General features: G+C 72.1%; 25 protein-coding genes. 7 read left to right on the top strand and 18 right to left on the bottom strand.

All coding sequences use genetic code 11. The features are described from left to right. Nucleotides 1–17: 17 nt before the first annotated feature. Nucleotides 18–368, top strand: a complete 351-nt coding sequence (locus ACY1JX_RS04485) for a hypothetical protein (RefSeq protein ID WP_286929713.1) — start codon at nt 18–20, stop codon at nt 366–368. Nucleotides 369–389: 21 nt separating this feature from the next. On the opposite strand, the gene ACY1JX_RS04490 is transcribed toward ACY1JX_RS04485, so the two are convergent. Beyond that, nucleotides 390–1,052 carry a class I SAM-dependent methyltransferase gene (locus ACY1JX_RS04490; RefSeq protein WP_462565339.1) on the bottom strand — a complete coding sequence of 221 codons (663 nt, stop codon included), beginning with the start codon at nt 1,050–1,052 and terminating at the stop codon, nt 390–392. Nucleotides 1,053–1,117: 65 nt separating this feature from the next. Here ACY1JX_RS04490 and ACY1JX_RS04495 point away from each other — a divergent pair, with 65 nt between their 5' ends. Continuing rightward, on the top strand, nt 1,118–1,702 hold the full coding sequence (locus ACY1JX_RS04495; RefSeq protein WP_462565340.1) for a helix-turn-helix domain-containing protein: 585 nt from the start codon (nt 1,118–1,120) through the stop codon (nt 1,700–1,702). A 60-nt stretch (nt 1,703–1,762) separates the two neighbouring features. Here the strand turns inward: ACY1JX_RS04495 and ACY1JX_RS04500 are convergent, their stop codons facing one another. Both ACY1JX_RS04500 and ACY1JX_RS04505 read right to left on the bottom strand, forming a co-directional pair. Then, on the bottom strand, nt 1,763–2,362 hold the full coding sequence (locus ACY1JX_RS04500; protein WP_462565872.1) for a response regulator: 600 nt from the start codon (nt 2,360–2,362) through the stop codon (nt 1,763–1,765). A gap of 65 nt (nt 2,363–2,427) precedes the next feature. Then, entirely contained in the window at nt 2,428–3,573 is a 1,146-nt protein-coding gene (locus ACY1JX_RS04505; RefSeq protein ID WP_462565341.1) for a sensor histidine kinase, read from the bottom strand. Between the two features lie 132 nt (nt 3,574–3,705). Here ACY1JX_RS04505 and ACY1JX_RS04510 point away from each other — a divergent pair, with 132 nt between their 5' ends. Next, nucleotides 3,706–5,826, top strand: a complete 2,121-nt coding sequence (locus tag ACY1JX_RS04510) for an MMPL family transporter (protein WP_462565342.1) — start codon at nt 3,706–3,708, stop codon at nt 5,824–5,826. Nucleotides 5,827–6,315: 489 nt separating this feature from the next. Then, nucleotides 6,316–6,897, top strand: coding sequence for a dihydrofolate reductase family protein (locus tag ACY1JX_RS04515; protein ID WP_462565343.1), 582 nt, complete (start codon nt 6,316–6,318; stop codon nt 6,895–6,897). 70 nt (nt 6,898–6,967) lie between these two features. Here the strand turns inward: ACY1JX_RS04515 and ACY1JX_RS04520 are convergent, their stop codons facing one another. From ACY1JX_RS04520 to gatC, 5 genes are all read right to left on the bottom strand, one after another. Beyond that, nucleotides 6,968–7,450: a pyridoxamine 5'-phosphate oxidase family protein gene (locus ACY1JX_RS04520; RefSeq protein WP_462565344.1), complete on the bottom strand. Its 483-nt coding sequence runs from the start codon at nt 7,448–7,450 to the stop codon at nt 6,968–6,970. 55 nt (nt 7,451–7,505) lie between these two features. Next, entirely contained in the window at nt 7,506–7,796 is a 291-nt protein-coding gene (locus ACY1JX_RS04525; RefSeq protein ID WP_078698516.1) for a DUF1540 domain-containing protein, read from the bottom strand. A 166-nt stretch (nt 7,797–7,962) separates the two neighbouring features. Continuing rightward, on the bottom strand, nt 7,963–9,465 hold the full coding sequence (gene gatB / locus ACY1JX_RS04530; RefSeq protein WP_462565345.1) for an Asp-tRNA(Asn)/Glu-tRNA(Gln) amidotransferase subunit GatB: 1,503 nt from the start codon (nt 9,463–9,465) through the stop codon (nt 7,963–7,965). Further along, nucleotides 9,462–10,967 carry an Asp-tRNA(Asn)/Glu-tRNA(Gln) amidotransferase subunit GatA gene (gene gatA / locus ACY1JX_RS04535; RefSeq protein WP_462565346.1) on the bottom strand — a complete coding sequence of 502 codons (1,506 nt, stop codon included), beginning with the start codon at nt 10,965–10,967 and terminating at the stop codon, nt 9,462–9,464. The genes gatB and gatA overlap by 4 nt, the downstream gene beginning before the upstream one ends. Next, the gene (gatC, locus tag ACY1JX_RS04540; protein ID WP_181755377.1) at nt 10,964–11,266 is read right to left on the bottom strand and encodes an Asp-tRNA(Asn)/Glu-tRNA(Gln) amidotransferase subunit GatC; all 303 of its coding nucleotides are present in this window, start codon (nt 11,264–11,266) and stop codon (nt 10,964–10,966) included. Before gatC ends, gatA begins: the two co-directional genes overlap by 4 nt. A gap of 66 nt (nt 11,267–11,332) precedes the next feature. On the opposite strand from gatC, the gene ACY1JX_RS04545 reads away from it, so the two are divergent. Then, nucleotides 11,333–12,043, top strand: a complete 711-nt coding sequence (locus tag ACY1JX_RS04545; RefSeq protein WP_462565347.1) for a cutinase family protein — start codon at nt 11,333–11,335, stop codon at nt 12,041–12,043. Between the two features lie 87 nt (nt 12,044–12,130). On the opposite strand, the gene ligA is transcribed toward ACY1JX_RS04545, so the two are convergent. Next, a complete protein-coding gene (ligA, locus tag ACY1JX_RS04550; protein ID WP_462565348.1) occupies nt 12,131–14,422 on the bottom strand; it encodes an NAD-dependent DNA ligase LigA in 2,292 nt (763 codons plus the stop codon). Between the two features lie 95 nt (nt 14,423–14,517). Between ligA and ACY1JX_RS04555 the strand changes: the two genes are divergently transcribed. Beyond that, the gene (locus tag ACY1JX_RS04555; RefSeq protein WP_462565349.1) at nt 14,518–15,519 is read left to right on the top strand and encodes a DNA topoisomerase IB; all 1,002 of its coding nucleotides are present in this window, start codon (nt 14,518–14,520) and stop codon (nt 15,517–15,519) included. A 135-nt stretch (nt 15,520–15,654) separates the two neighbouring features. On the opposite strand, the gene ACY1JX_RS04560 is transcribed toward ACY1JX_RS04555, so the two are convergent. Next, complete coding sequence (locus tag ACY1JX_RS04560) at nt 15,655–16,587, bottom strand: uroporphyrinogen decarboxylase/cobalamine-independent methonine synthase family protein (protein WP_462565350.1); 933 nt, start codon at nt 16,585–16,587, stop codon at nt 15,655–15,657. Nucleotides 16,588–16,628: 41 nt separating this feature from the next. On the opposite strand from ACY1JX_RS04560, the gene ACY1JX_RS04565 reads away from it, so the two are divergent. Continuing rightward, the gene (locus ACY1JX_RS04565) at nt 16,629–17,159 is read left to right on the top strand and encodes an N-acetyltransferase family protein (RefSeq protein ID WP_462565351.1); all 531 of its coding nucleotides are present in this window, start codon (nt 16,629–16,631) and stop codon (nt 17,157–17,159) included. Here the strand turns inward: ACY1JX_RS04565 and ACY1JX_RS04570 are convergent. From ACY1JX_RS04570 to ACY1JX_RS04605, 8 genes are all read right to left on the bottom strand, one after another. Beyond that, the gene (locus tag ACY1JX_RS04570; protein WP_462565352.1) at nt 17,147–18,211 is read right to left on the bottom strand and encodes an NAD(P)-binding domain-containing protein; all 1,065 of its coding nucleotides are present in this window, start codon (nt 18,209–18,211) and stop codon (nt 17,147–17,149) included. The genes ACY1JX_RS04565 and ACY1JX_RS04570 overlap by 13 nt on opposite strands. A 36-nt stretch (nt 18,212–18,247) precedes the next feature. After that, nucleotides 18,248–19,345, bottom strand: a complete 1,098-nt coding sequence (gene mnmA, locus ACY1JX_RS04575; RefSeq protein WP_462565353.1) for a tRNA 2-thiouridine(34) synthase MnmA — start codon at nt 19,343–19,345, stop codon at nt 18,248–18,250. Continuing rightward, nucleotides 19,342–20,550 carry a cysteine desulfurase family protein gene (locus ACY1JX_RS04580; protein ID WP_462565354.1) on the bottom strand — a complete coding sequence of 403 codons (1,209 nt, stop codon included), beginning with the start codon at nt 20,548–20,550 and terminating at the stop codon, nt 19,342–19,344. The genes mnmA and ACY1JX_RS04580 overlap by 4 nt, the downstream gene beginning before the upstream one ends. Before the next feature lie 230 nt (nt 20,551–20,780). After that, nucleotides 20,781–23,435 (bottom strand): BTAD domain-containing putative transcriptional regulator, encoded by a 2,655-nt coding sequence (locus ACY1JX_RS04585; RefSeq protein WP_462565355.1) that lies wholly within the window; start codon nt 23,433–23,435, stop codon nt 20,781–20,783. Nucleotides 23,436–23,454: 19 nt separating this feature from the next. Then, nucleotides 23,455–23,859 carry a Tad domain-containing protein gene (locus ACY1JX_RS04590; RefSeq protein WP_181755368.1) on the bottom strand — a complete coding sequence of 135 codons (405 nt, stop codon included), beginning with the start codon at nt 23,857–23,859 and terminating at the stop codon, nt 23,455–23,457. Beyond that, nucleotides 23,856–24,272, bottom strand: coding sequence for a TadE/TadG family type IV pilus assembly protein (locus ACY1JX_RS04595; RefSeq protein WP_286929692.1), 417 nt, complete (start codon nt 24,270–24,272; stop codon nt 23,856–23,858). The genes ACY1JX_RS04590 and ACY1JX_RS04595 overlap by 4 nt, the downstream gene beginning before the upstream one ends. Next, nucleotides 24,269–24,658: a TadE/TadG family type IV pilus assembly protein gene (locus ACY1JX_RS04600; protein WP_181755367.1), complete on the bottom strand. Its 390-nt coding sequence runs from the start codon at nt 24,656–24,658 to the stop codon at nt 24,269–24,271. The genes ACY1JX_RS04595 and ACY1JX_RS04600 overlap by 4 nt, the downstream gene beginning before the upstream one ends. 4 nt (nt 24,659–24,662) lie before the next feature. Next, nucleotides 24,663–24,866, bottom strand: coding sequence for a Flp family type IVb pilin (locus ACY1JX_RS04605; RefSeq protein WP_078698530.1), 204 nt, complete (start codon nt 24,864–24,866; stop codon nt 24,663–24,665). Nucleotides 24,867–24,876: the final 10 nt, after the last annotated feature.

The raw sequence follows: 24,876 nt of genomic DNA on the forward strand, positions 1-24,876 counted from the left end.
GGTCATAGACTGCGTCGATGGTGGACCTGGACGCTGTCGAAGACGGGATCTGGACGTTGCTCGCCCCCTACCGGGCTGAGCTCGAGGACGCGACGATCTACGGGATGCCCTCACTGCGCTGGCCCGGCTCTGGCGGTCACGACTACTTCGCCGCCGTGAAGCGGAGCGCGCGCAAGGTGAGCCTCTACGCCGTCGCTGTGGACACGTGGCCGGAGACGCTCGAGGGTTCCTCCGACGAGTTCAGGTCCTTGCGCACCGGCAAGGCGACCTTCTCCTTCACGTCGCTGGAGGGCGAACTCAGGGCGGAGCTGGAGGCGTTCCTGCACCGCCTGTACAAGCCGTACCGCGAGCATCACCACCCTGGCTGACGCCCCAGCGCTCCGTCGCCGTCAGCCGTTGAGGCCGACCCGCCGCACCAGTAGTGTCGCGTCGCCGATCTCGACGGTCTTCCCGTCGCGCTCGACAACGCGCGGACGTTCCTCGACCACCACCGGCTCAAAGCTGCCGTCGAGGGCAGGCAACAGGTCCTCGGCGTGCCACATGGCGCGGAACTGTTCGGCGCTGAGCTGAGCGAAGGTCTCCGACGGGGCGTGCCCGACGACGAGCAGGTGTCCACCGGGCGCGACCGCCATGGCGAGGCGGCGCACGACGTCGACCATCGAGCCTCCGGGGTGCAGGAAGTGGGTGGTCACGAGATCGAACCGGCGACTCCCGGCGTCGAACGTGCGAGCGTCGACCTGCCACCAACTGGTTCGGTCTGCCACGCCCGCCTCCTCCGCGTGCCGGGCGGCACGGTCAAGTCCCTGAGCTGAGAAGTCGGCGCCGGTGACGGTCCATCCCTGCTGCGCCAGCCAGATGACGTCGCCACCCTCACCGCATCCCAGATCCAGCGCAGTGCCGGGGGCCAGTGCGCTCACCTCCGCGACGAGCTGGGGGTTGGGCTGGCCGCTCCAGACCTTCTCGGACCCGGCGTACCGCTTGTCCCAACCGGGCTGCTCGAAGTAGTCCGGGGCGTCCTGCTGGTGGTCATCGTGGTCGTGTGAGTCGGTCATGGTCCCAGCATGGTGCCGCTTCGGAAGCACGGCAAGATTCCTTGCCGTTGTGGCAAAGTGGTCCCATGACCGACCTCTCGGACGACACGAGTCGCGTCCTCGACGGCGTGGGCCCGCGGCTGCGGGCTCTGCGCACCGCACGCGGGGCGACGCTCGCTGATCTCTCCGCCGACACGGGCATCTCGACGAGCACGCTCTCGCGACTCGAGTCCGGGCAGCGAAAGCCGACCCTCGAGCTCCTGCTGGCGCTGTCTCGGGTACACCAGGTGCCGCTCGACGAGCTCGTCGATGCGCCCGAGACCGGCGATCCCCGGGTGCGCGCGAAGCCGATCGTCCGCCACGGGCGGACCTTCATTCCCCTGACGCGTCGGCCCGGCGGAGTGCAAGCCTTCAAGATCGTCATCCCCCCGCACGACCCGCCTGAGCCGTACCGACCTCAGGTCCACGACGGGTACGAGTGGATCTACGTACTCTCAGGTCGACTACACCTTGTCCTGGATCGACGCGAGATCGACCTCGGTCCCGGCGAGGTCGTGGAGTTCGACACCCGCACGCCCCACGTCGTCGCCAACCGTGGCGACATCCCCGCCGAAGTGATCGGCCTGTTCGGCCCCCAGGGCGAACGCATGCACGTCCGCTCCGGACAGTGAGCCATCCGAATCCGCCGCCAGTGGTCGCGCGAACTTCGCCGACCGCGACGGTCGTCGGCTCTACCCCTTGACGCGCTTCGTCTCGTAGGCCCACATCGCGACCTCGACGCGGTTGCGGGCGCCGAGCTTGTTCATCAGCGCGCCGACGTGGGTCTTCACCGTGCTCAGGCTGATGTGCAGCTCATCGGCGATCTCGGCGTTGGTGCGGCCGCGGGCGACGGTGAGCAGCACCTCCTCCTCGCGTTCGGTAAGCGGCTCGATCGGCTGGGCCGGCTCGGAGGTCCGCTCCAGCGCGGCCAGCGTGGTGAGCAGGCGACGGGTGATGTCGGGTGAGATGAGCGCGTCGCCGTTCGCGGCCGCGTGGATCGCCTGGACGAGCAGTTCGGGGCCGGCGTCCTTGAGGAGGAAGCCGCGAGCGCCGGCCTTGAGGGCGCCGTGGATGTACTCGTCGAGGTCGAAGGTCGTGATGATCACGATGGCCATGGGGTCCTCGACGCCGGGCCCGGCGAGCTGACGGGTGGCCTCGACGCCGTCGATGCCGGGCATGCGGATGTCGAAGAGGCAGACGTCGGGACGCAGCTCGCGTGCCACGGCCACCGCCTCGTAACCGTCCGTCGCCTCGCCGATCACCTCGATCCCGGGCTGCGCGTTGAGGATCATGGTGAGCCCGGTGCGGACGAGGAGCTGGTCGTCGGCGACCACCACGCGGATGCTCGCAGAACCGGTCACTGGGGCACCTCACGCGGCAGGGTCGCCTCGACCGTCCAGCCGCCGGCCGGGTCCGGGCCGGCCTCACACGTGCCACCGAGCAGCTTCGCTCGCTCGGCCATGCCGAGCAGGCCGTAGCCCCCGGTGTTCGCGGGGCGGGCCGACTCTCCGTCATCGTGCACACGCAACCGTACGACGCCGGCGTAGCCGGTGACCTCCACCGTGACCGCCGTGGGGTTCAGCGCATGCCGGATCGCGTTGGTGACCGACTCCTGACAGATCCGGTAGACCGCCACCTCCACCGGGAGCGGCAGGCCCGCGAGGTCGCCTCCGCCGTGCACCTGCACCAGTGGGCTCATCCGGGTCAGCTCGTCCAGGTCGCCGATGCCCCGCTGCGGTGCGAAGTCGGCCGGCTCCGCGTCGGCGCCCGCGCCGTCACGCAGCACGCGGACCATCGTGCGCATCTCGTGCAGGGTGCGCGACGCCTCCGCCTCGATCACGGCCAGCGCCTCGACCGCCAGGGTCGGGTCGGTGGCAGCCACCGCCCGTCCTGCCTGGGCCTGGATCGCGATGGCCGACACGTGGTGCGCGACGGTGTCGTGCAGCTCGCGGGCGAGCTCACCGCGCTCCAGGGTCCGGACCTGCTGCACCTCGCGCTGGCGCGCCACCGCGCGGTAGCGCATCGCGGCCCCGAGGGCGAAGGACGCGACCACCACGGTGGTGCCACCGATCAGGTCCCCGAGGGTCTGGCTGGCCGCGAGACCGAAGACGACCGGCACGGCGACGATCGCCGTGCCGATCAGGGCCTCGCGGCCGGAAGCCCAGCGGTAGAGGGAGTACGGGAACAGCAGGACGGCGATCATGGAGTAGAGCCCCGCATCGGGGATGCCGTCGAGGATCATCGGCAGGTGCAGCACCATCGCGCCGCCGAAGCCGACCGTGGTGGCCAGGAGTGGATGGGTGCGCCGCCAGAGCAGGACGGGGATCACCAAGAACGCGACCACCGTGGACAACGGCCGCACCGGTACGTCGGAGCGAAAGATCGCCTCACCTGCGGCCGTGACCAGCAGGGCGCCGACCAGGACCCAGTCCCACCAGACCCGCGCCGGCGGGTCCGGAGCACGAGGCTCGGCAAGTATCGAGCGGATGAAGGCGGGGAGCACCTCCTCAGCCTAGGGATCGGCGACCCTCCTCGTACCGGTCTCGAGCAGGAGCCGCTCCTCGTCCTTTCGGCCGAGGACTCCCCCGTTCCTGCGCCCGATGTGCGTCGCTCGCCGCCGGGCCAGCGTGGAGGCATGTCGAATCTCCTCTACCGGCTCGGCCGGTCCGCTGCCACTCGACCCTGGATCGCCATCGGCGCCTGGGTCGTTCTCGCAGTCGTCGTCGTCACCTCCTCGGTCGCCTTCGGGCGCGATCTCGAGGAGAGCTTCGAGGCACCCGGCCTCGACTCCCACCAGGCCGCCGAGCTGCTCGCCAAGGCTCAGGCCGACGAGGGCGGAGTCACCGCCCACGTCGTGCTCGAGTCCCAGGACGCCGCGGCGCAGCTGCCGCCGGTCGAGGCCGCTCTCGAGACACTCCCCCGTGTGGTCGGGACCAGCAGCGACGTCTCGCCGGACGGCACCATCGCCCTCGTGCGCGTGCAGTACCCAGGGATCGAGCACCTCGACGCCTCCGACCTGGAGAACCTCAAGGACGCCGTTGCCGACCTGCGTGACGACTCGTCGGTGACGCTGGAGACCGGAGGCGACCTGTTCTTCGCGTTCGAGGAGGCGCCGACCGGGCTCGGCGAGGTGGCGGGGATCGTGGTCGCGATGGTCGTCCTGCTGATCGCCTTCGGCTCCTTCGTGGCGATGGGACTGCCGATCGGGATGGCGCTGTTCGGCCTGGTCATCGGCGCCACCTCGATGAAGCTGGTGACGTACCTGGTCGACATCCCGGCGTGGGCCCCGCAGCTCGCGGCCATGGTGGGGCTCGGCGTCGGCATCGACTACGCGCTGTTCATGGTCACCCGGCACCGCGAGAACCTGGCCCTGGGGATGCCGGTCGCCGAGGCGGTCGGCCGGGCGCTGGCCACCGCGGGACAGGCCGTGATCTTCGCCGGCGGCACGGTCGTCGTGGCGATCCTCGGGCTGCTCGTCGCGGGCATCCCGTTCGTGACCGGCGGTGGAATCGCCATCTCCGCGATGGTGCTCGTGATGGTGCTCGCGTCGGTCACCCTGCTGCCGGCACTGCTCGGACTGGTGGGGCACCGGATCAACGGCCGCCGGCGCAGGCCGCACCAGCCGAGCACCGGCTGGTACCGCTGGGGTGCTCACGTGACCCGCAACGCGAAGGCGTACCTCGCCGGCGGAGCGGTCCTCATGGTCGCCCTGGCCACGCCCGTCCTCGCGCTCAACCTGGGCTTCCCCGACGACGGGACCAAGCCCGAGTCGAGGACCGAGCGCCGGGCCTACGACCTCATCGCCGACGGGTTCGGCCCCGGCGCCAACGGACCGCTGGTGATCGCGGTCGACACCTCCCGCGACGTGTCCGTCGTGGCACCGCTGGCCGCTGCGATGGCGGCCGATCCCGGCATCGCCTCGGTCGGCGAGCCGATCATCGATCCCACCGCGGGCGTGGCGACCCTCGTGGCGCAGCCGACCACGTCGCCCCAGGACGAGGCCACCCAGGAGACCGTCGCGAGGCTCCGCAGCGAGGTCATCCCGACGGTGCTCGACGGCACCGAGGCCGCCGCCCACGTCGGCGGTCAGACCGCCACCTTCGCCGACCTCGGCGAGCGGGTGCAGGAGCGCATGCCGCGCTTCGTGGCTGCCGTGCTGGTGCTGTCGTTCCTCCTGCTCACCCTGCTGTTCCGGTCGGTTCTGGTGCCGCTGAAGGCGGTCCTGCTGAACCTGCTGAGCGTCGGCGCGGCGTACGGCGTGCTCGTCATGGTCTTCCAGTGGGGCTGGGCGGCCAGCCTGATCGGCGTGGAGTCGACGGTGCCGATCGTGTCGTTCATCCCGCTGTTCATGTTCGCGATCCTGTTCGGGCTCTCGATGGACTACGAGGTGTTCCTGCTGTCGCGGGTGCGCGAGGAGTACCGGCGCCACGGCGACAACACCCGCGCGGTCATCGCCGGGATCGCCGGGACCGGGCGCACCATCACCGCGGCCGCGCTGATCATGGTGGCGGTCTTCTCGGGCTTCGTCCTGGGCAGCGACCCGGTGGTGAAGATGATGGGAGTCGGACTGGCCACGGCGATCTTCCTCGACGCGACCGTCGTCCGCCTCGTGCTCGTCCCGGCCACGATGAAGCTGCTCGGCGACGCCAACTGGTGGCTGCCGGGGTGGCTGGACCGGCTGCTGCCGGAGCTGGACCACACGTGGGAGGAGACGCCGGCGGAGGAAGCGGCGGGCCTCCAGCCCCGGGTCTCCTAGGACCCGTCGCATCCGGGCTGGGCCTCACGGGAACACCGCGTGGCCCAGCCTGGACCGCGCGCGGGACAAGGATGGCGGCGGCGTACGGCGGATATGGTCGAGGTACCGGGACGCGAACCACACCGAGAAGCGAGCGAGTCCGGAGCCCTCGAACTGCTCGTCCCGATTCGGTGAACTTCCGAGCCCTCCTGGGCGACCATGAGGAGTGACTTGGACGATCACGTTCGTGATGAGGGCGGTGTCGCTCGTACTTGGACTCGCCATCGCGGCGTGCTGGTTGTTCGTCGTCACCGCAGGAATCGTCCATCTCATCCGTGACCCACAGGAGGCCACGCCACCCGCCCTCCTTGCGGTGGCGACCTTCGCGACGATCGGCTGGTTCCGCCGGCGACGCGAGTCGCGAGAGGCAGGCGACGCCTTCCCTCCCGCCGCTGGTTGACGCACGACCGCCGCACGAGTTGGGTTGGACACCAACCAGAGGAGAGCGCCATGGGCCAGGTCGTGATGTACAGCTCGGTGTCGGTGGACGGCTTCATCGCGGACGAGAACGACGAGCCCGGGCCGCTGTTCGACTGGTTGACCAGCGGTGACGTCCCGCTGGACGACAGCGGATTCCTCAAGGTGTCGCAGGCGTCCCATGACTACGTCCGCCCGTACTGGGACCAGATCGGCGTGACGATCGCCGGCCGCCACGTCTTCGACCTGACCGACGGCTGGGACGGGACGCCCCCGAGCGGCATCGAGCACGTGGTCGTCGTGACGCACCGGCCGCCGCCCGAGGGCTGGGACTCCAACGCGCCGTTCCACTTCGTCGACGGCATCGAGGCAGCGGTGGCCAAGGCGCAGGAGCTCGCGGGTGACCGCTGGGTCGAGGTGGCATCGGGCGACGTCGGCGGCCAGGTGCTCGCCGCGGGATTGGTCGACGAGGTGCGGATGGACGTCGTGCCCGTCGTGTTCGGGTCCGGCAAGCGCTACTTCGGGTCGGTCGACGCGCAGCACCTGTTGGAGGACCCGGACGTGGTGATCCAGGGCGAGCGCGTGCTCCACCTGCGCTACCGGGTGCACCGCTGACCGACTCGAACGAGCCGCACGAAGCAGACTGACCGGCCGTCGCTCGGACGTCCGTCCGACGGAGGACCCGTCAGAGCCGGACGGTGTCGTTGTCGCCCAGGTCGGGCTGGGAGTCGGTGACGAGGCCCTTCACGAACTGGACGGCCGCGGCGACCTTGCCCGGGGACTCCCAGTACTCGGCCGTCGAGGCGTCGATGCGCAGCGCGATGTTGTCGGCGTCATCAGGCCCTCCGGACATGAAGGCGCCGGCGGAGGCGTCCCAGAGGTCCTCGACCTTGCCGCGGTTCTGCTCCACGTGTGCGGTGCCGCTGAGCGAGACCCAGCCCGAGTCGCTCGCGTAGGCCACGTTCACGCGCGGGTCCGCCTCGAGCGCTCGCACCTTCTCGCTGCTGCGCTCGGTGAGGAACCACGTGGTGCCGGGGTGCTCGAAGTCCTGCGTGCCCATCGGGGTGGACACGAGGGCGCCCTCCTGCGAGACGTAGGTCAGCACGGCGATCCGGGTGTCGCGCATGATCGCCGTGACGGTCTGGGTCTGGTCGTCATGAGTGGTCATGCTTCGACCCTTGCACCGGGACCGGGTAGGCGCCTCCCGAGGAGAACGCGTTCGCTCAGGCGACCTGGTAGGTCAGGCAGTCCGCCACGTCGGCGCCCGGGCCCACCCGGATCGAGTCCGCGTGACACTCCAGCGCGTCGTTGTGGGTGCAGTCGGTCCGGTGGCACGCGCCGACCATCGCTGTCGCGGTGGGCAGGCCACCGGAGACGCTGATGTCGATGAACGTGCCGCAGCCGGCCTCGGCCCCGGTGATGTTGATCGCCCCGGCGTGGCACTCGTGATCGGCGTTGTACGAGCAGCCTTCGACGGCGCAGTCGTGGACGGGTGGCAGTTCCTGGACGGTCATGGTCGCCTCCATCGGTGGTCCTGCTTCGACGGTACGACGATGCCCCTGTGGTGAGGGAAGACTCAGAACGGCGTGGTCTCGATATGCCGCTCGCTGCGCTCGCGTGCTACTCGACCACCGGCACGTGAGCTGCTCGACCACCGGAACGGTGGTCGAGCAGCTCACGTCAGGACAGCTTCTCCAGGATCAGCTCGCGGACGCGGCCGGCGTCGGCCTGGCCGCGCATCTCCTTCATCACGAACCCGATCAGCGCACCGGCGGCGGCCTGCTTGCCGTCGCGGATCTTCTGTGCCGCGTCCGGGTCGTTGGCGATGGCGCGGTCCACGGCGTCGCCGAGCGCGCCGTCGTCGGAGACGACCTCGAGGCCGCGGGCGGCGACGACCTCCTCGGGCTCACCCTCGCCGGCCAGCACCCCCTCGAAGACCTGACGGGCCAGCTTGTCGTTGATCCGCTTGGCGTCGATGAGGCCCTGGATCTGCGCGACCTGGGCCGGCGTGATCGACAGCGCCGTGACGTCGGTGCCACGCTCGTTGGCGGTGCGGGCCAGCTCGCCCAGCCACCACTTCCGGGCCGCCTGCGGCGTGGCGCCGGCCGCGATGGTCTCGGCGACGAGGTCGAGCGCGCCGGCGCCGACCGTGTCGCGCATGTCGAGGTCGCTGAAGCCCCACTCGGCCTGCAGGCGCTTGCGGCGCTCGGCGGGCGGCTCGGGCAGGGTGCCGCGCAGCTGGTCGACCCAGGCGCGGTCGGGGGCGACCGGAGCGAGGTCCGGCTCGGGGAAGTAGCGGTAATCGTCGGCGTCGGACTTCTCACGACCGGCCGACGTGGAGCCGTCGGACTCGTGGAAGTGACGCGTCTCCTGCACGACCGATCCCCCGGCGTCGAGGATGCCGGCGTGGCGGCCGATCTCGTAGCGCACGGCGCGCTCGACCGACCGGAACGAGTTGACGTTCTTGGTCTCCGAGCGGGTGCCCAGCGTGTCGCTGTCGAGCGGCTTGAGCGAGAGGTTGACGTCGGCGCGCAGCGAGCCCTGGTCCATACGGGCGTCGGAGACGTCGAGCGCGACCATCAGATCACGCAGGTAGTTGACGTAGGCGCGGGCCACGGCCGGTGCCTTGTCGCCGGGGACCTCGATCGTCTTGGTGACGACCTCGATCAACGGGATGCCAGCACGGTTGTAGTCCAGCAGGGAGTACTCGGCGCCGTGGATCCGGCCGGTGCTGCCGCCGACGTGCAGCGACTTGCCCGTGTCCTCCTCCATGTGCGCGCGCTCGATCTCGATGCGGTACGTCTCGCCGTCGACGTCCAGGTCGACGTAGCCCTCGAACGCAATCGGCTCGTCGTACTGCGACGTCTGGAAGTTCTTCGGCATGTCCGGGTAGAAGTAGTTCTTCCGCGCGAAGCGGCACCACTCGGCGATCTCGCAGTTCAGCGCGAGGCCGATCCGGATGGCCGACTCCACGGCCTTGGCGTTCACCACCGGCAGCGCGCCGGGCAGGCCCAGGCACACGGGGCAGATCTGCGTGTTGGGCTCGGCGCCGAACTCGGTGGAGCAGCCGCAGAACATCTTCGAGGCGGTGTTCAGCTCGACGTGGACCTCCAGGCCCATCACCGGCTGGTAGCGGCTGAGCGCCTCGTCGAACGGGACGAGCTTCGTGGCGGTGGTGCTCATCGGGCGACCTCCAACTCGGGGGCGAGTGCGGCGAAGGGGCTGCCGTCGCGCTCGGCGACGAACCGCTCCAGCGCGGCACCGGCGTTGTACAGGCGGTCGTCGGCCATCGCGGGTGCGAGGAACTGCAGGCCCACCGGGAGGCCTTCGGACAGTCCGATCGGCAGCGAGATTCCGGGCACGCCCGCGAGGTTGGCCGGGATCGTCGCGATGTCCTGCGCGTACATGGCCAGCGGGTCGTCGAGCTTCTCCCCCAGCGGCCACGCGACGGCCGGCGAGGTGGGCGAGGCGAGAACGTCGACCTGCTCGAACGCGGCCTCGAAGTCGCGCGCGATGAGCGTACGGACCTTCTGGGCCGAGCCGTAGTACGCGTCGTAGTAGCCGCTGGAGAGGGCGTAGGTGCCCAGGATGATGCGGCGCTTGACCTCGTCGCCGAAGCCGGCGTCGCGCGACGCGGCCATGACCTGCTCAGCGCTGGGGCCGTCCACGCCCTGCGGCGAGACCCGCAGGCCGTACCGCATCGCGTCGAACTTGGCGAGGTTGCTGCTGACCTCGCTCGGCATCACGAGGTAGTACGCGGCGAGGCCGTGCGCGAAGCTCGGGCACGAGACCTCGACGATCTCGGCGCCGGCCTTCGCCAGCAGCTCGATCGACTCCTCGAAGCGCTGGCGCACGCCGGGCTGGAAGCCCTCGCCGGCGAGCTCGCGGATGACACCCACGCGCAGGCCCGAGACGTCGGCGCGACGCGCGGCCTCCACGACCGGCGGGACCGGGAGGTCGAGGCTGGTGGAGTCGCGCGGGTCGTGGCCGGCCATGACCTCGTGCAGGAGCGCGGCGTCGAGCACGGTGCGGGTGACCGGGCCGGCCTGGTCGAGGCTGCTGGCCATCGCGACCAGTCCGTAGCGGGAGACACCGCCGTAGGTGGGCTTGACGCCCACGGTGCCGGTGACGGCGCCTGGCTGGCGGATCGAGCCGCCGGTGTCGGTGCCCACCGCGAGCGGGGCCTCGAACGCGGCGACCGCGGCCGCGGAGCCGCCGCCGGAGCCGCCGGGGATCCGGTTGGTGTCCCACGGATTGCGGGTGGGGCCGTACGCCGAGTGCTCGGTGGAGGAGCCCATCGCGAACTCGTCCATGTTGGTCTTGCCCAGGATCGGCAGACCCGCGGCCTTCAGGCGCGACACGACCGTGGCGTCGTACGGCGGGACCCAGCCCTCGAGCATCTTCGAGCCGCACGTGGTGGGCAGCCCGGTGGTGGTCAGGACGTCCTTGACCGCGATCGGCACGCCGGCGAGGTCGTGCACGGACTCGCCCGCGTCACGGCGGCGGTCGACCTCGGCGGCCGTGGCGAGGGCGCCCTCGGCGTCGACGTGGAGGTAGGCGTGGATCTCACCGTCGACCGCGGCGATGCGGTCGAGGTGCTGCTGCGTGACCTCGACGGAGGTCACCGTGCCGGCGGCGAGCGCGGCGGCGAGGTCGGCCGCGGTCGAACGGGTCAGGTCGCTCATGCTTCTCCGAGGATCTTGGGGACGAGGAAGCGCTGCTCCTCGCTGGCGGGGGCTCCGGCGAGGGCAGCGTCGGGCGTCAGGCTCGGCTGGACCTCGTCGGGACGGAAGACGTTGGTCACCGGGACGGGGTGGCTCATCGCGGGCACGTCGTCGCCGGCGGCCTGCTGGACCACCTGGACGTAGTCGAGGATCGCGGGCAGCTCGGCACCCAGTCGATCGAGTTCGGAGCCGGACAGTTCGATCCGCGCGAGGCTCGCCAGATGGGCGACATCGTCGCGGGAGATCTCGGGTGACGACATGGATTTCATCCTAGTCGGGCGGCCATTCGCGCCCCGCGCCGGTCACGATGGACGAGGATGGCGGCCATGCTCGGCAGGACGGTGGTGCTCGCGCTGGCCTGCTTCGTGCTCGCCGGCTGTGACGCGGCGTCTTCCGGGACCCCCTCGGAGGCCAAGCCGTCGGGGTGCCTGGCCGTCGACATCGTGGGCATCCGAGGACAGGGCCAGTCCCTGGAGGCCAACGACGGGCTCGGCACGGAGGTCTCGCGGATCTCCGCCGCGCTCGCCGACGACCCCGGCCTCGGCGCGGTGCGAACGACGGCCATCCGGCACGCGAGCCGCGTCGGCAGCTGGGACGAGTACGTCGAGGACGTCGGCGACGGTCGTGAGCGGCTCCGCACCCACCTGCGGTCGGTCGCCGCCGACTGCCCTGAGGCGAAGATCGCCGTGGTCGGCTTCAGCCAGGGATCGCAGGTCGCCCGGGAGGAGCTGGCGGCGGACCCTCGCCTCGCCCGGCACGTCGACGTGCTCGTGCTGGTGGGCAGTCCGCTGCGCGATCCCTCCTCGCCGTTCGAGCACGTGGAGCTGACCGGTGGCGTCCCTAGGAGCGGCGGCCGCCTAGGGCCGGGGCCGGACCTCGGCGAGCTGAGCGAGCGGACCGTGGAGGCGTGCATCACCGGCGATGCCGTGTGCGCCGCCGGCAGCTCGCCCGACGACACGATTCACCGGCACGCCTACGAGGATCCGGACGTGGCGCAGGCGATCGCGGACGCCGCCGCCTCCGTTCTGACCGAATGACGCCGGCCGAACGGACCCGCTGGCAGTGACGTTCGAGGGGCCTCCACCGGCGTGTCGACCCCGCACACGTCACTGCCAGCGCTCACCTCAGGCCAGCGCGTCGGGGCCGCCCTCCAGCAGCTGCTTGAACTGCTCCTCGTTGAGGATCCTCAGCCCGAGCTCCTCGGCCTTGGCGGCCTTCGAGCCGGCGTTCTCGCCCACGACGACGTAGTCGGTCTTCTTGCTGACCGAGCCGGAGGCCTTGCCGCCGGCGGCGATGATCGCCTCCTTGACCGAGTCGCGGGTGAAGTCCTCGAGCCCGCCCGTCACCACCACGGTGAGCCCGTCGAGCACTCCCCCGGCCGTCGAGGCCGCGCCCGGGCCGGGGTGGTCGGGGATGGCGAACCGTACGCCGGCCGCCTGCCACTGCTCGACGATCTCGCGGTGCCAGTCGACCTCGAACCACTCGATGAGCGAGTCGGCGATGATCCCGCCGACGCCCTCGACCGCCGCCAGCTCCTCGCGGGAGGCGGCGCGGATGGCCTCGATCGAGCCGAAGTACTGCGCCAGGGCCCGCGCGGCCACCGGACCCACGTGACGGATGTTGAGGGAGACGAGCTGGCGCCACAGGTCCTTCGTCTTTGCCTTCTCCAGCTCGTCGAGAAGGACCTGGGCCTGCTTGGACGCGTCGCCCGTCTTCACCCGGAACGGGGTGCGGACGACCGGCTGGCCGGTCTTCTCGTCGAGCTTGGCCTCGCCGGTCTCGGCGTCGCGCACGGTGACCTCGATCGGCACGAGCTGCTCGAGCGTGAGGGAGAACAGGCCGGCCTCGGAGTCGAGCGGAGCGCCGGTGCCCTGGGTGAGCGCGGCGGCGGTGACCTCGCCCAGCGCCTCGATGTCGAGGGCGCCGCGCGAGCCGACGTGCTCGACCCGGCCGCGCACCTGGGCCGGACACGTGCGCGCGTTCGGGCAGCGCAGGTCCTTGTCGCCCTCCTTCATCGCGCGCAGCGGCGTGCCGCACTCAGGGCAGCCCTCGGGCATGACGAACGCGCGCTCGCTGCCGTCGCGGCGCTCGACCACGGGACCGAGGACCTCGGGGATGACGTCACCGGCCTTGCGCAGCACGACGGTGTCGCCGATGAGGACGCCCTTGGCCTTGACGACGTCCTGGTTGTGCAGGGTGGCCTGGCGCACGACGCTGCCGGCCACGCGGACGGGCTCCATCTGGGCGTACGGGGTGGCGCGGCCCGTGCGGCCGACCGACACGACGATGTCGAGCAGCGTGGTCTGGACCTCCTCGGGCGGGTACTTGTAGGCGATGGCCCACCGCGGCGCGCGGCTGGTCTCGCCGAGCTCGGGGTGCAGCGCCAGCTCGTCGACCTTCACCACGAGGCCGTCGATCTCGTGCTGGAGGGAGTGCCGCTGGCCGCCCAGCTCGGCCACGCGCTCGAGCACGTCGTCGACGTCGTCGAGCACGCGCGTGTTGGGACTGGTGGGCAGGCCCCACCCCTGGAGCAGGTCGTAGACCTCGCTCTGGGCCGAGACCGGCGGGCGCTCCCACGCGCCGATGCCGTGGACGTAGAGGTTCAGCACGGCGATCCGCTCGTTGCCGGCCTCCAGCTCGAGCCCGGACTTCTTGTCGAGCTGCTGGCGCAGGCCGCCGCTGGCGGCGTTGCGCGGGTTGGCGAAGGCCGGGAACCGGCGGGCCGCGCTGGCGGTGGCGCGCTCCTCGGGCACGCCGCGGGCGAGCGACTCGGCCACGGCCCGGTCGCGCAGCTCGGCCTGGAAGGCGTTGAGCCGCTCGAACTCCTCGATGCCGATGAACACCTCGCCACGGACCTCGACGAGAGGCGGGTGACCGTCGCCCGCGAGCCGCTCGGGGATCCCGGCGACCTTGAGCGCGTTGACCGTGACGTCCTCGCCGACGCGTCCGTCTCCGCGCGTGGCGGCCGAGACGAGCACGCCGTCCTCGTAGCGCAGGTTGAGCGCGAGCCCGTCGATCTTGGCCTCGGTGAGCCACCGGACCGGGCGCCCGGCGGCGCGCTGGGTCTTGGCGCACCACTCGCGCAGCTCCTCGGGCGAGAAGACATTGTCGAGGCTCAGCATCCGCTCGGCGTGCTGGATGGGCGGCAGCGCCGTGGCACCGGTGGCCGCACCGACGACCAGCGTGGGCGAGTCCTGGCCCTGGAGCTCGGGGTGGAGCCGCTCGAGCTCCTCCAGCCGGTGCATCCAGCCGTCGTACGTGGCGTCGTCGACCAGCGACGTGTCCTGGCCGTAGTAGGCGTCGCGCGCGCGCTCGATCTGCTCGACGAGCTCGGCCGCCTCGGCGCGGGCGGCCTCGGGCCCGGGATCGTCGTCGGGCACTGCAGTTCCGGGCGCTGTTCCGGGTGTCTCCGCCATGGCGACGAGCCTAGTGCGACCCTCGGACAGTGCCAGGCAGGTGCCGCGCGCGACGTCGAGTTGCCGTGCGCGCTCACCGTTTTAGGGTGCGGAGCATGAGACTTCGCCGCGTGACGACCCGCACCCGGGGCTGGACCCGGCGTCGTGCGGGGCGCGGGTGGACCTACCTGGACGAGCTCGGCGGCACCATCACCGGCGAGGAGCGCGAGCGCATCGAGGCCCTCGTGATCCCTCCGGCGTGGAAGGACGTCTGGATCAGCCCTTGGGCCAACGGCCACCTGCAGGCCACCGGCATCGACGAGGCCGGGCGGACCCAGTACCTCTACCACCCCGACTGGGTGCGGCAGAGGAACCTCGAGAAGTTCGACCGGATCAGCCAGATCGCCCATGAGCTGCCGCGGCTCCGCAAGCTGGTCGCCGACCACATCACCGCGCGCGACGGCTCGCGCGAGCACGCGGCCGCGGTCGCGGTTCGCATGCTCGACTCCGGCTCGTTCCGCGTCGGCAACGACGTCTACGCCAAGCAGGGCAGCTTCGGCCTGACCACCCTCGAACGGCGTCACGTGCGCGCGAAGGGCAACACGCTGGTGTTCACCTTCGTGGGCAAGTCCGGGGTGGAGCACCACGTGGTCCTGGACGACGAGCCGGTCGTGGACGCGGTAAACCGCATGCGGCGGCGACGCGGCGGCGGGCCGCGCCTGCTGGAGTATCTGGCGAACCGGTCGCGCTTCCCGCTGGACTCCTCCGACGTCAACACCTACCTGCGCGAGCAGACGGGCCTGGAGATCAGCGCGAAGGACCTGCGGACGTGGGCCGCCACGGTGCTCGCGGCCGAGGTGCTGGCGCTGTCCGACGAGCCCGGCGACACCAAGGCCTCGCGGGCGCGGGCGGTGCGCGCCGCGTTGACCGAGGTCTCACTGGCCCTGGGCAACACGCCCACCGTGGTGCGCAGCTCGTACGTCGACCCGCGGCTCATCAGCCTCTACGAGTCGGGCACGGTCATCCCGCGACAGTCGTTCGAGGGCGAGATCGACGCGCTCGAGCGCCGCAACGCGATCGAGCGCGAGACCCTGCGGCTGTTGCGCGACGCGGACTGACAGCCTGATCTCGATACACCGTCTCGCTGCGCTCGCCGGCACTCGATCACCGGGCTGCCGGTGATCGAGTAGCAGGGCGAGGAACGAGCCCGCGTATCGAGATCACGCCGAACGCGAAGAGCCCGCGTGTCGGGATCACCCGAAGGAGCGGGCGGCCGTGGCGGCCAGCTCGAGGGCCTGGCGGGCGTCGGCCGGCGATCGCCCGGCGAGGCCGCACGCGGGGGTCACGACGCCGCGGCCGGCGAACGACTCGGGCGCGAAGCCGAGGCGACCCATGAACTCCTCGATCGGGGCAGCGCCCTCGCCGCCGAACCACAGGTCGGTGCCGGCTTCGAAGACCTGCGCCCACACGTCGGAGGGCTCGGCGAGCGAGAGGTCGAACGCGATCGCCTCGAACCCCGCGCCGGCCAGCAGCGACACCGGCACGTCGGGCGCGCAGGTGTGCACGACGGGACGCGCCCCCGCCTCGCGGATGGCCCCGACGACGGGCCGCAGTAGCGCGTCGGCCACGGGCGCGTCGATGGAGCGGTGCCGCCCGAACCCGCTGGCCGTGGGAATGCTGCCGGCCAGCACGGCGGTGATGGCGGGTTCGTCCACCTGCACGACGAGGTCGCCGGTGAAGCGACGGCGCAGCTCGGCGAGGTGGTCACCCACCGCCGCACCCAGCGCCTCGGCGAGCTCGCGCCGCGCGCCGTGGTCGGAGACGACCTTGTCCCCTCGGGGTCGCTCCACGGTCGCAGCGAGCGTGAGCGGACCGGTCAGCTGCTGCTTGAGCGTCACCGACTGTCCGGCGAGGAGCTCCTCCAGGACGTCCAGGTCCTGACGCAGGGCCGAACGGGCCCGGCGCTGGTCCATCCCCTCGCCCGGCGCGAGCCGCCAGCCCGCCGGCTGCAGGTCGATCGGCAGGGGCAGGATGCCGAGCGTGCGACCGAGCATCGCCGAGGGTGCCCCGCGGCCGGGCAGCTCGGGGACGAAGACGATCCCGTCGGCGCCGAACGTCTCGACGACGTACCTGGCGACCGGGGTGAACTCGTCGCCCGGCATCGATCCGATCCCCGTGGCGCGCATGCCCACGATCATCCCCCACGCCCCGGTGTGAGAATCATCCGGTGACCGTTCGACCCGCCACGAACCACGACGTCCCCGCCCTCGCGGACCTCGCCGCCCGCACCTTCCCCCTCGCCTGCCCGCCCGGCATGCCCGAGGAGAGCATGGCGGCGTTCATCGCCGAGCACCTCTCGCCCGAGCGGTTCGAGCAGTATCTCGCCGCCGACGAGGCCGAGGTCCTGGTGGCACATGACGACGTGGGCACCCTCACGGGCTACACCCTGACCTTCGCGCGCGAGCCCTACGACGAGCACCTCGCGGCCGTCGTGCGGCAGCGCCCGACCGTGGAGCTCAGCAAGTGCTACGCCGACCCGGCCGCCCACGGCACGGGCGTCGCGACCCGGCTCATGGAGGCGGTCGTGGAGGCCGCCCGCGAGGCCGGAGCAGCGAGCGTGTGGCTCGGGGTGAACGGCCGCAACGCCCGCGCCCAGCGGTTCTACGCCAAGCACGGCTTCGAGGTGGTCGGCGAGCGGCGCTTCGTCGTGGGCGGGCACACCGAGGACGACCTGGTCCTCGAGCGTCAGCTGGCCTGAGCCCCGGCCTGGTCCAGACGGCGCGCCACCGCACGCGCGGCCACGCGGCCGGCCCGGTTGGCGCCGATCGTGGACGCCGACGGGCCGTACCCGACGAGCTGCACGCGCGGATCCGCCACAGCGGTGGTCGAGGTCGAGGTGGTGTCGCCGAGCTGGATCCCGCCGAGCGGAGAGCGGAGCCCGAGCGGGGCGAGGTGCTCGACGTCGGGGCGGAATCCGGTGGCCCACAGGATCACGTCCACGGGCTCGAACGTCCCGTCGGCCCAGCGCACGCCGTCACGCTCGATCCGGCTGAACATCGGTCGTCGCTCGTAGGCACCCAGGCGGGCCGCCTCCTGCTCCTGCGGGCGCAGCATCAGGCCGGTGACGCTGACGACGCTGCGCGGCGGCAGGCCCTGCCGCACCCGCTCCTCGACCAGCGCCACGGCCTCGCGGCCGGCGTCCTGGTCGAACTCGTCGGTGCGCCACACCGGCTCGCGGCGGGTGACCCACAGCGTCTCGGTGAGGGGTCGCAGCATGCCGAGGAACTGCACCGCCGACGCCCCGCCACCGACGACGAGGACCCGGCGCCCCCGGAAGCGCTCGACGTCGCCGAACTCCACCGTGTGCAGCTGCTCACCCGCGAAGTCCTCGCGCCCCGGGTAGTACGGGACGAACGGGCGCCGCCACGTGCCGGTCGCGTTGACGATCGTGCGGGCGTGCCACGTCCGGCCGTCCTCGGCCTCGATCCGCAGCGCCTCGCCCTCGTCGTGCACCGCCCGGACCACCACGGGCCGGACGACGGGCAGGTCGTTGCGCGTCTCGTAGTCGGTGAAGTAGGCCGGCACGAAGGTGTTGGCGGCCTCGGGCCCGTGGGTCGCCGGAAGCGGCGCGTCGGGCAGGTCGGCGACGCCGTGCACGTCGGACATCGTCAGTGCGTCCCAGCGGTGCTGCCACGCGCCGCCCGGTCGCGCGTTCGCGTCGAGGACGAGGTGGCTCACGCCGAGGCGGTGGAGGTGGAACGAGGTCGACAGCCCGGCCTGACCGGCTCCGATGACGATGCTGTCCCACACGCTCGGGTCAACGTCGCCGGGACCGCGCGGATTCCCTCAGGCGGCGACGGTACGGCTGGTGCGCGCGATCGTGGCCGAGCCGACGACGCGCGTGCCCTCGTAGATCACGCAGGCCTGGCCCGGGGCGATGCCCGTGGCGGGGTCGGCCAGCTCGACCCGGACGACGTCGCCGTCCACCGTGACCGTGGCCCGGTGCTCGTCGCCGTGGGCGCGCAGCTGCACGGTGCACGCCAGCGGGCCGACGGGCGGCTCGTCGCACCACAGCGGCTTGATCCCCTCGATCGCGTCGATGGCGAGGTGCTCGCGCGGGCCGACCGTGACGGTGCCGGACACGGGCTCGATGTCGAGCACGAAGCGCGGCTTGCCGTCGGCTGCCGGGACACCGAGCCGCAGGCCCTTGCGCTGGCCGATCGTGAACGCGTAGGCACCGTCGTGCGCGCCGACCTCGGCACCCGTCTCGTCCACGATCGGGCCGGGCCGCGGACCGAGCTTGTCGGCGAGCCAGCCGGCGTTGTCGCCGTCGGAGATGAAGCAGATGTCGTGGCTGTCGGGCTTGTTCGCCACCTGCAGCCCGCGGCGCGCCGCCTCCTCGCGCACGAGGGACTTCGGGTCGTCGCCGAGCGGGAAGACCGAGCGGGCGAGCTGGTCCTGCGTGAGGACGCCGAGCACGTAGGACTGGTCCTTGCCGTGGTCGACCGCGCGGTGCAGCTCCACGACCTCGCCGGCGGTGCCCTCGGACGTCACGAGGCGCGCGTAGTGGCCGGTGACCACGCCGTCGAAGCCCAGCGCGACGGCGCGCTCGAGCACGGCGGCGAACTTGATCTTCTCGTTGCAGCGCAGGCACGGGTTGGGCGTGCGGCCGGCGGTGTACTCGGCGATGAAGTCGTCCACGACCTCGTCGGCGAACTCGTCGCTCATGTCCCACACGAAGAACGGGATCCCGATCGCGTCGGCGGCCCGGCGGGCGTCGCCGGCGTCCTCGATCGAGCAGCAGCCGCGGGCACCGGTGCGGTAGGACTTCGGGTTGCGGCTGAGTGCGAGATGCACGCCCGTGACGTCGTGGCCCGCGTCGACGGCGCGTGCGGCCGCCACGGCCGAGTCGACGCCGCCGGACATCGCGGCGATGAGCCTCATCGGGTGCGGCTCCGGACGAGTCCGGCGGTGCGGGCCCGCTCGTGCACGGCCGGCAGCACCTCGATCAGGCGATCGACGTCGGCCTCGGTGGACGTGTGCCCCAGGCTGAAGCGCAGCGAGCCGCGGGCGGCGGCGTCGTCGAAGCCCATGGCGAGCAGCACGTGGCTGGGCTGCGGCACGCCGGCCTGGCACGCCGAGCCGGTGGAGACCTCGATGCCCTGCGCGTCGAGCAGCATCAGGAGGGCGTCGCCCTCGCAGCCGGGGAACGTCACGTGGGCGATGTTCGGCAGCCGGTGGGCGGGCCCGGGCAGCGGGTCGCCGTTGACGACGGCCTCGGGGACGACGCGGGCGATGCCCTCGACCAGCCGCGTGCGCAGTGCCTCGATGCGGGTCGCGTTCTCGGCCTGGCGCTGCACCGTGAGCTCGAGCGCGGTGGCGAAGCCGGCGATGAGCGCCACGCCCACCGTGCCCGAGCGCAGGTCGCGCTCCTGGCCACCGCCGTGCAGCAGCGGCGTCGCCTCAACCTCGCGCCGGATCACCAGCGCGCCGACGCCGACGGGGCCGCCGAGCTTGTGCGCGGTGACGGTCATCGCGTCGAGGTCGGTGGCGGCGAAGTCGAGCGGCAGGTAGCCCGCGGCCTGGACGGCGTCGGAGTGCACCGGGATGCCGTACTGGCGCGCGATCTCGACGACCTCGGCGACGGGCTGGATCGTGCCCATCTCGTTGTTGGCCCACATGGTGGTGATCGCCGTGACGTCCTCGGGACTCGACTCGATGGACTCGCGCAGCGCGTCGATGCGCACGCGGCCCTGGCGGTCGACGGGCGTGACGTCGATGCGGGCGCCCTCGTGCGCGGCGAGCCACGTGACCGGGTCGAGCAGGGCGTGGTGCTCGATCGAGCTGAAGACGACGCGGTCGCGGCGCGGATCGGCCGAGCGGCGCGACCAGTAGAGCCCCTTGATCGCGAGGTTGTTGGCCTCGGTGCCGCCCGAGCAGAACACGACCTCGCTGGGGCGGGCGCCCAGGCGCTCGGCGATCGACTCGCGCGACTCCTCCACGACGCGGCGGGCACGGCGGCCGGCCTCGTGCAGGCTCGACGGGTTGCCGGTGCGCTGCAGCTCGTCGTGCATCACCTCAACGGCCTCGGGCCACATCGTGGTGGTGGCCGCGTGGTCGAGGTAGACGCGATCGGGGGTCGGGGTCATCGTCTCCAGCGTAATGGGGCCGCACGAGAGCCGCCCCGGGCCGTCGGGGTCGGGGCCTGCGTGATCTCGATACGCCGCTCGCTGCGCTCGCGAGCTACTCGATCACCGGCCGGTGGTCCGAGTGGCACGGCGAGGAACGAGCCGGCCGTATCGAGACCACGCCGTCACGCGACTGATCTCGATACGCCGCTCGCTGCGCTCACGAGCTACTCGATCACCGAGCTTCGGCGTCAGGAGACCTGCGACCCGCCCTGGGGCAGCAGCTCGTCGACGAGCGTGGCGGTCGTGTGATCCATCGGCTCCCCGTCGAGCGCGACCAGGAGCTGCTCGACCGCGGCGGCGACGCCGGCGGTGCCGCCGGTCTCGTGACGGGCGCGCAGGATGATCCGCCAGGCCTCCTCGTGCGTCGGGTAGATCCGCAGGATCGCGCCGGCCGCAGCCGCCGAGCCGGCCGGGTCGCGGCCGTCCTGCAGCAGGGTCGCCAGGCGCAGCGCCGCGTCGATCACGAGCTCGCCGACGGTGCGCGACAGGCCGAGCGTGGCCGACCAGGCGTAGCGTCCGCGCGGGGCGTCCTCGAAGGCCGGACCACGCACGAGCTTGAGCGCCCGGCGCAGCAGGTCGATCTCGTCGCGCGGGAACTCGGCCCGGCGGCTCGCGATCACCAGGTGGCGGAACGCGTCCCAGTCGCACACGACGTCGGGGCCCAGGGACAGGCGGCCGTCAAGGCTCTCGCGCACGCGGTGGTGCCCCTCGCGGTCGGAGCCGAGCCACACGCGAGCGCGCTCGATGTTGGCGTCGCGCACCTCGGGCGTGACGCCGAGCGGCCACACGGCGCCGGCCAGCACGGTCGGGTGGACGCCCTCGGGGTGCAGCGCCAGGAAGGCGATGATCTCGGTGAGCACGGTGGCGCGACGCTCGGCCTGCTCGCCCGGGCCGTCGACGATCACGGAGCCGAGGATGCCGACCCGGCTGGTGGCGGTGAGCCACGCCGCGTCGTCGGCGTCGCGGCGCGGCAGGCTGATCGCGACGCGGTCGCTGTCGTCACCCGGGCGCGTGGTGAGGCCGGCCGACGCGAACAGCGCGGCCACGGACTCGGCGTGGTGCGAGCCGATGCGGTTGGCGGTGACGGCCAGGCCGAGCTGCGGGACGTGCAGCGTGCCGTGCTCGTCGACGTGCAGGCGCCAGCGCGCGGCGTCGTGGTCGCCGACCGCGATCGCGGCCGTGCCGGGGTTCGCACCCGCGACGCCGGCGAGGCGCTCCAGCGCGAAGCCCGGCGAGGAGGTGCCGACGGCCAGCAGGGTGAGCGCGTCCTCGCGACGGCGTCCGGTGAGGACGTCGTCGGCGCGGGAGGCCTCGAGCTCGGACGCCGCGGTCTCGACGTCGGGGACGAGCGTGACCCGCTCGGCGACCGAGGCGACGGCGGCAGGCAGGCCCGTGGCCAGGACCCGGACCGAGCGCGACCACGGGCTGACCGCGGCCTGCAGGACCAGGGACGTGATGACCTCGGCGCTGACGTGCAGGTCGCCGCCCACCGTGATGAGGCCGCCGGACGACGCGAGGTCGACGAGGACGTCGCGGCCCTCGGTGTCGACGCCCAGGCTGACCAGCGACGGGTAGGCGGGCTCGACGTCCTCGGGGGCCTCGAGCGTGGCGAGGTCCTCGGCGAGGCGCCAGACGGCACCGTCCTCGAGCGCCTCCCAACCCTCGACCGCCTCGGGAACGGCGGGCGCGAGGTGCAGCACGACCTCGTCGTGTCCGACGACCGCGGCGTAGGCCGACGGGACGTCGACGCCCGCGTGCGCGCAGGCGTGGGTGAGGTGGCGCAGCGCGGTCTGCAGCGACGCGGCGCGCTCGTGGTCGGCGGCCAGGCGCAGGTCGGCCTCGGTCTCGCGCGCGGCCTCGTCGGGCTCGCCACCGGGCCGGCGACGACGCGCCACGGCGAGCGCGGCGAGCAGGCCGCTGGCCAGCAGGCCGGCGCCCATCCACCACGCGGTGGACTCGGGAGCCTGGGCGGTGGAGTCGGACTCCACTCCCCCGGCACCGGAGGCACTGCTGCTGCCACCGCCGCCCTGCGAGCCCGCAGGGGCCGGGGTGACGGGAGCCTGCTCGACCGGCATGCGGTCGACGCCGACGGCGTCGCCGGGCATGGCCAGCTGCCAGCCGGGCTGGATCAGGCGGGCGAGCTCGAGCTTGCGGCCGTCGAGCTGGACCTTGTCCTTGTTGAGCTCGTAGATCTCCTTGTAGCGGAAGCCATCGCCCAGGTGGCGCTCGGCGATGTCCCAGAGGTTGTCGTGGTAGCCGTCCTTGGGCGCCTTCACGGTGTAGACGAGCTCGCCCTCGAGGCGGTTCTCGATCTTGTCGGCGACGGTGGGCTTCTCCTCCGGCGCCGGCGTCACGGCCTCCACGACGGCGGTGGCCACCGCGCCGGTCTGGGGCGCGATGTCGGACTCGGACGGGCCCGAGGCGTTCGCCGCCGGGCCGGCCACCAGGCCGGTCACCAGCAGGCCGCCGATGAGGGCACGCGCGAGGTGCTGCAGCGGCCCGGCGAACGGCACCGTGCGGGCCAGTCCACCGCGGCGGGTGGCGATGACCTCGAGCACGACACAGATGACGAAGACGAGCCAGATCAGCCACACGATGCCGACGAGCACCGACACGAGGTCCTCGGGACTCAGCTGGCGGGCGAGGTCGCGCAGGCTCGGCAGCTCGGTGGGGATCGGCGGCGCGCCGCCGAGCAGCAGCAGCGCGACGGGGAGGCCGACGAGCAGCGCCACGAGGGCGAGCGCCGAGCCGGCCCGCGCGGCAGCGGAGGAGGACTCCTCCACCGGGGCGGGCGCGAGCGACTCGAACCGGCTCGCGTCCGGTGTGGTCGTGGGTTCAGTCATGGGTGGCTCCTCGTCGAGGTCATGAGGTGGCGGCCGTCGCGGTGGCTCGCGCCGTGACCGGGTATTCGTTGATGCCGATGAGCTTCAGGAACGTGGTCTCGCTCGTGTCCCGCACCTCGATCGCGACCGTGTTGGCGTTGACCGTGATGGAGAACTGGGCGGCGGGGTAGCCGCGCGCGCTGAGGAAGTCCTGCGCGTACAGCCGGGCGAGGCCCGGGTCGACCGCGAGCGATCCACCGCCGCGCAGCTGGTCGACGTTCACCGCGTTGGCGCCGGCACGGGCCGCCTGCTCGGCGTCGTCCGCGACGCGCATCCGGGCGTTGATGCCCATGCCGCCGTCGACCACCAGACCGGCGCACAGCATCAGCACGAGCGACATGCTCAGCACGAAGATGGTGGCTCCGCCCTGCTCTCTCCTGCTCATCCGAACCTCCGGTAGCGGTCGATGGGGGCGCTGCTGCTGGCCTCGAAGTCATCGCTGCCGTTCAGCCCGATGAATCCCAGTCCGTTGTTCGAGACACGGCACCGCACCGACACCTCGACGACGCCGCCGGCCTCGAACGAGCCGGTGATGTCGGACACCACGCACTCGGAGAACCGGTCGTCCACGTCGCTGGCGTTGGCCGCGGCGTAGGCCGCCGAGAACGCCTCGGACTGGCTGCGCTCGAACGAAGCGGCCCGGGCGGCGTCGCGCGCCGCCGACTCGATGTCGGCGCGGACGGCCACGTAGCGGCCGCCGGCCAGCACCAGCATGAGGAACATCACGAGGATCGGCACCATCAGCACGACCTCGACGGACATCGAGCCGCGCTCGCGCTCTCGTAGCCGGCCGATCACGGCACGTCCTCCTCGAACTCCTCGATCCGGCCCCGCGCGACTTCCTCCACGCGCGGCGAGCCGATGAAGGGCAGCAGCTGGTTGGCCCGGCCCGAGACGGTGGCGCGCATGAAGTCGCCGTCCCGGACCACCGTGACCTGCGGACCGCGCAGGACACCGCGCCCCAGGGTCTGGGCCGAGGAGATCCCCTTCGCGCGACCCTGGTCGGCGTCGCCGGTGACGCGGGCGACGCGGGAGGCCTCGCGGGCCGACGCGCTCGCCGACTGCTTCGCCAGGTAGGTCAGCGCGAACTGGATCGTGATGATCATCGCGATCATGAGCAGGGGCGTGTAGAGGACCAGCTCGATCGCGCTGGCCCCCCGCTCGTCCCGTGCCCGAGAACGCATCAGATCAGGGGTTCTGGATGTTGTTGCCGATTTCGTTGGCCTCGCCCTGGAGCGCCTGGGTGAGGATGACGCCGATGATGCCGCAGACCGTGACGAGCACGGCGGCGATGACGACCCATTCGACGGCGGACGCGCCCTCTTCGCGACGCGCCTTGTCCAGGCGGCCACCGAGCATCGTGACGAGGTAACCGAGTGCGGGGTTCAACATGTGCTTCTCC

The organism is Aeromicrobium sp. JP4 (genome assembly GCF_054957925.1).

What these genes read in the sequence shown, in the direction of transcription:
- ACY1JX_RS04485 (WP_286929713.1), top strand. Translation starts at nt 18, where the DNA reads ATGGTGGACCTGGACGCTGTCGAAGACGGGATCTGGACGTTGCTCGCC.
- ACY1JX_RS04490 (WP_462565339.1), bottom strand. Translation starts at nt 1,052, where the DNA reads ATGACCGACTCACACGACCACGATGACCACCAGCAGGACGCCCCGGAC.
- ACY1JX_RS04495 (WP_462565340.1), top strand. Translation starts at nt 1,118, where the DNA reads ATGACCGACCTCTCGGACGACACGAGTCGCGTCCTCGACGGCGTGGGC.
- ACY1JX_RS04500 (WP_462565872.1), bottom strand. Translation starts at nt 2,362, where the DNA reads ATGATCCTCAACGCGCAGCCCGGGATCGAGGTGATCGGCGAGGCGACG.
- ACY1JX_RS04510 (WP_462565342.1), top strand. Translation starts at nt 3,706, where the DNA reads ATGTCGAATCTCCTCTACCGGCTCGGCCGGTCCGCTGCCACTCGACCC.
- ACY1JX_RS04515 (WP_462565343.1), top strand. Translation starts at nt 6,316, where the DNA reads ATGGGCCAGGTCGTGATGTACAGCTCGGTGTCGGTGGACGGCTTCATC.
- ACY1JX_RS04520 (WP_462565344.1), bottom strand. Translation starts at nt 7,450, where the DNA reads ATGACCACTCATGACGACCAGACCCAGACCGTCACGGCGATCATGCGC.
- ACY1JX_RS04525 (WP_078698516.1), bottom strand. Translation starts at nt 7,796, where the DNA reads ATGACCGTCCAGGAACTGCCACCCGTCCACGACTGCGCCGTCGAAGGC.
- gatB (WP_462565345.1), bottom strand. Translation starts at nt 9,465, where the DNA reads ATGAGCACCACCGCCACGAAGCTCGTCCCGTTCGACGAGGCGCTCAGC.
- gatA (WP_462565346.1), bottom strand. Translation starts at nt 10,967, where the DNA reads ATGAGCGACCTGACCCGTTCGACCGCGGCCGACCTCGCCGCCGCGCTC.
- gatC (WP_181755377.1), bottom strand. Translation starts at nt 11,266, where the DNA reads ATGTCGTCACCCGAGATCTCCCGCGACGATGTCGCCCATCTGGCGAGC.
- ACY1JX_RS04545 (WP_462565347.1), top strand. Translation starts at nt 11,333, where the DNA reads ATGCTCGGCAGGACGGTGGTGCTCGCGCTGGCCTGCTTCGTGCTCGCC.
- ligA (WP_462565348.1), bottom strand. Translation starts at nt 14,422, where the DNA reads ATGGCGGAGACACCCGGAACAGCGCCCGGAACTGCAGTGCCCGACGAC.
- ACY1JX_RS04555 (WP_462565349.1), top strand. Translation starts at nt 14,518, where the DNA reads ATGAGACTTCGCCGCGTGACGACCCGCACCCGGGGCTGGACCCGGCGT.
- ACY1JX_RS04560 (WP_462565350.1), bottom strand. Translation starts at nt 16,587, where the DNA reads ATGCGCGCCACGGGGATCGGATCGATGCCGGGCGACGAGTTCACCCCG.
- mnmA (WP_462565353.1), bottom strand. Translation starts at nt 19,345, where the DNA reads ATGAGGCTCATCGCCGCGATGTCCGGCGGCGTCGACTCGGCCGTGGCG.
- ACY1JX_RS04580 (WP_462565354.1), bottom strand. Translation starts at nt 20,550, where the DNA reads ATGACCCCGACCCCCGATCGCGTCTACCTCGACCACGCGGCCACCACC.
- ACY1JX_RS04585 (WP_462565355.1), bottom strand. Translation starts at nt 23,435, where the DNA reads ATGACTGAACCCACGACCACACCGGACGCGAGCCGGTTCGAGTCGCTC.
- ACY1JX_RS04590 (WP_181755368.1), bottom strand. Translation starts at nt 23,859, where the DNA reads ATGAGCAGGAGAGAGCAGGGCGGAGCCACCATCTTCGTGCTGAGCATG.
- ACY1JX_RS04600 (WP_181755367.1), bottom strand. Translation starts at nt 24,658, where the DNA reads ATGCGTTCTCGGGCACGGGACGAGCGGGGGGCCAGCGCGATCGAGCTG.
- ACY1JX_RS04605 (WP_078698530.1), bottom strand. Translation starts at nt 24,866, where the DNA reads ATGTTGAACCCCGCACTCGGTTACCTCGTCACGATGCTCGGTGGCCGC.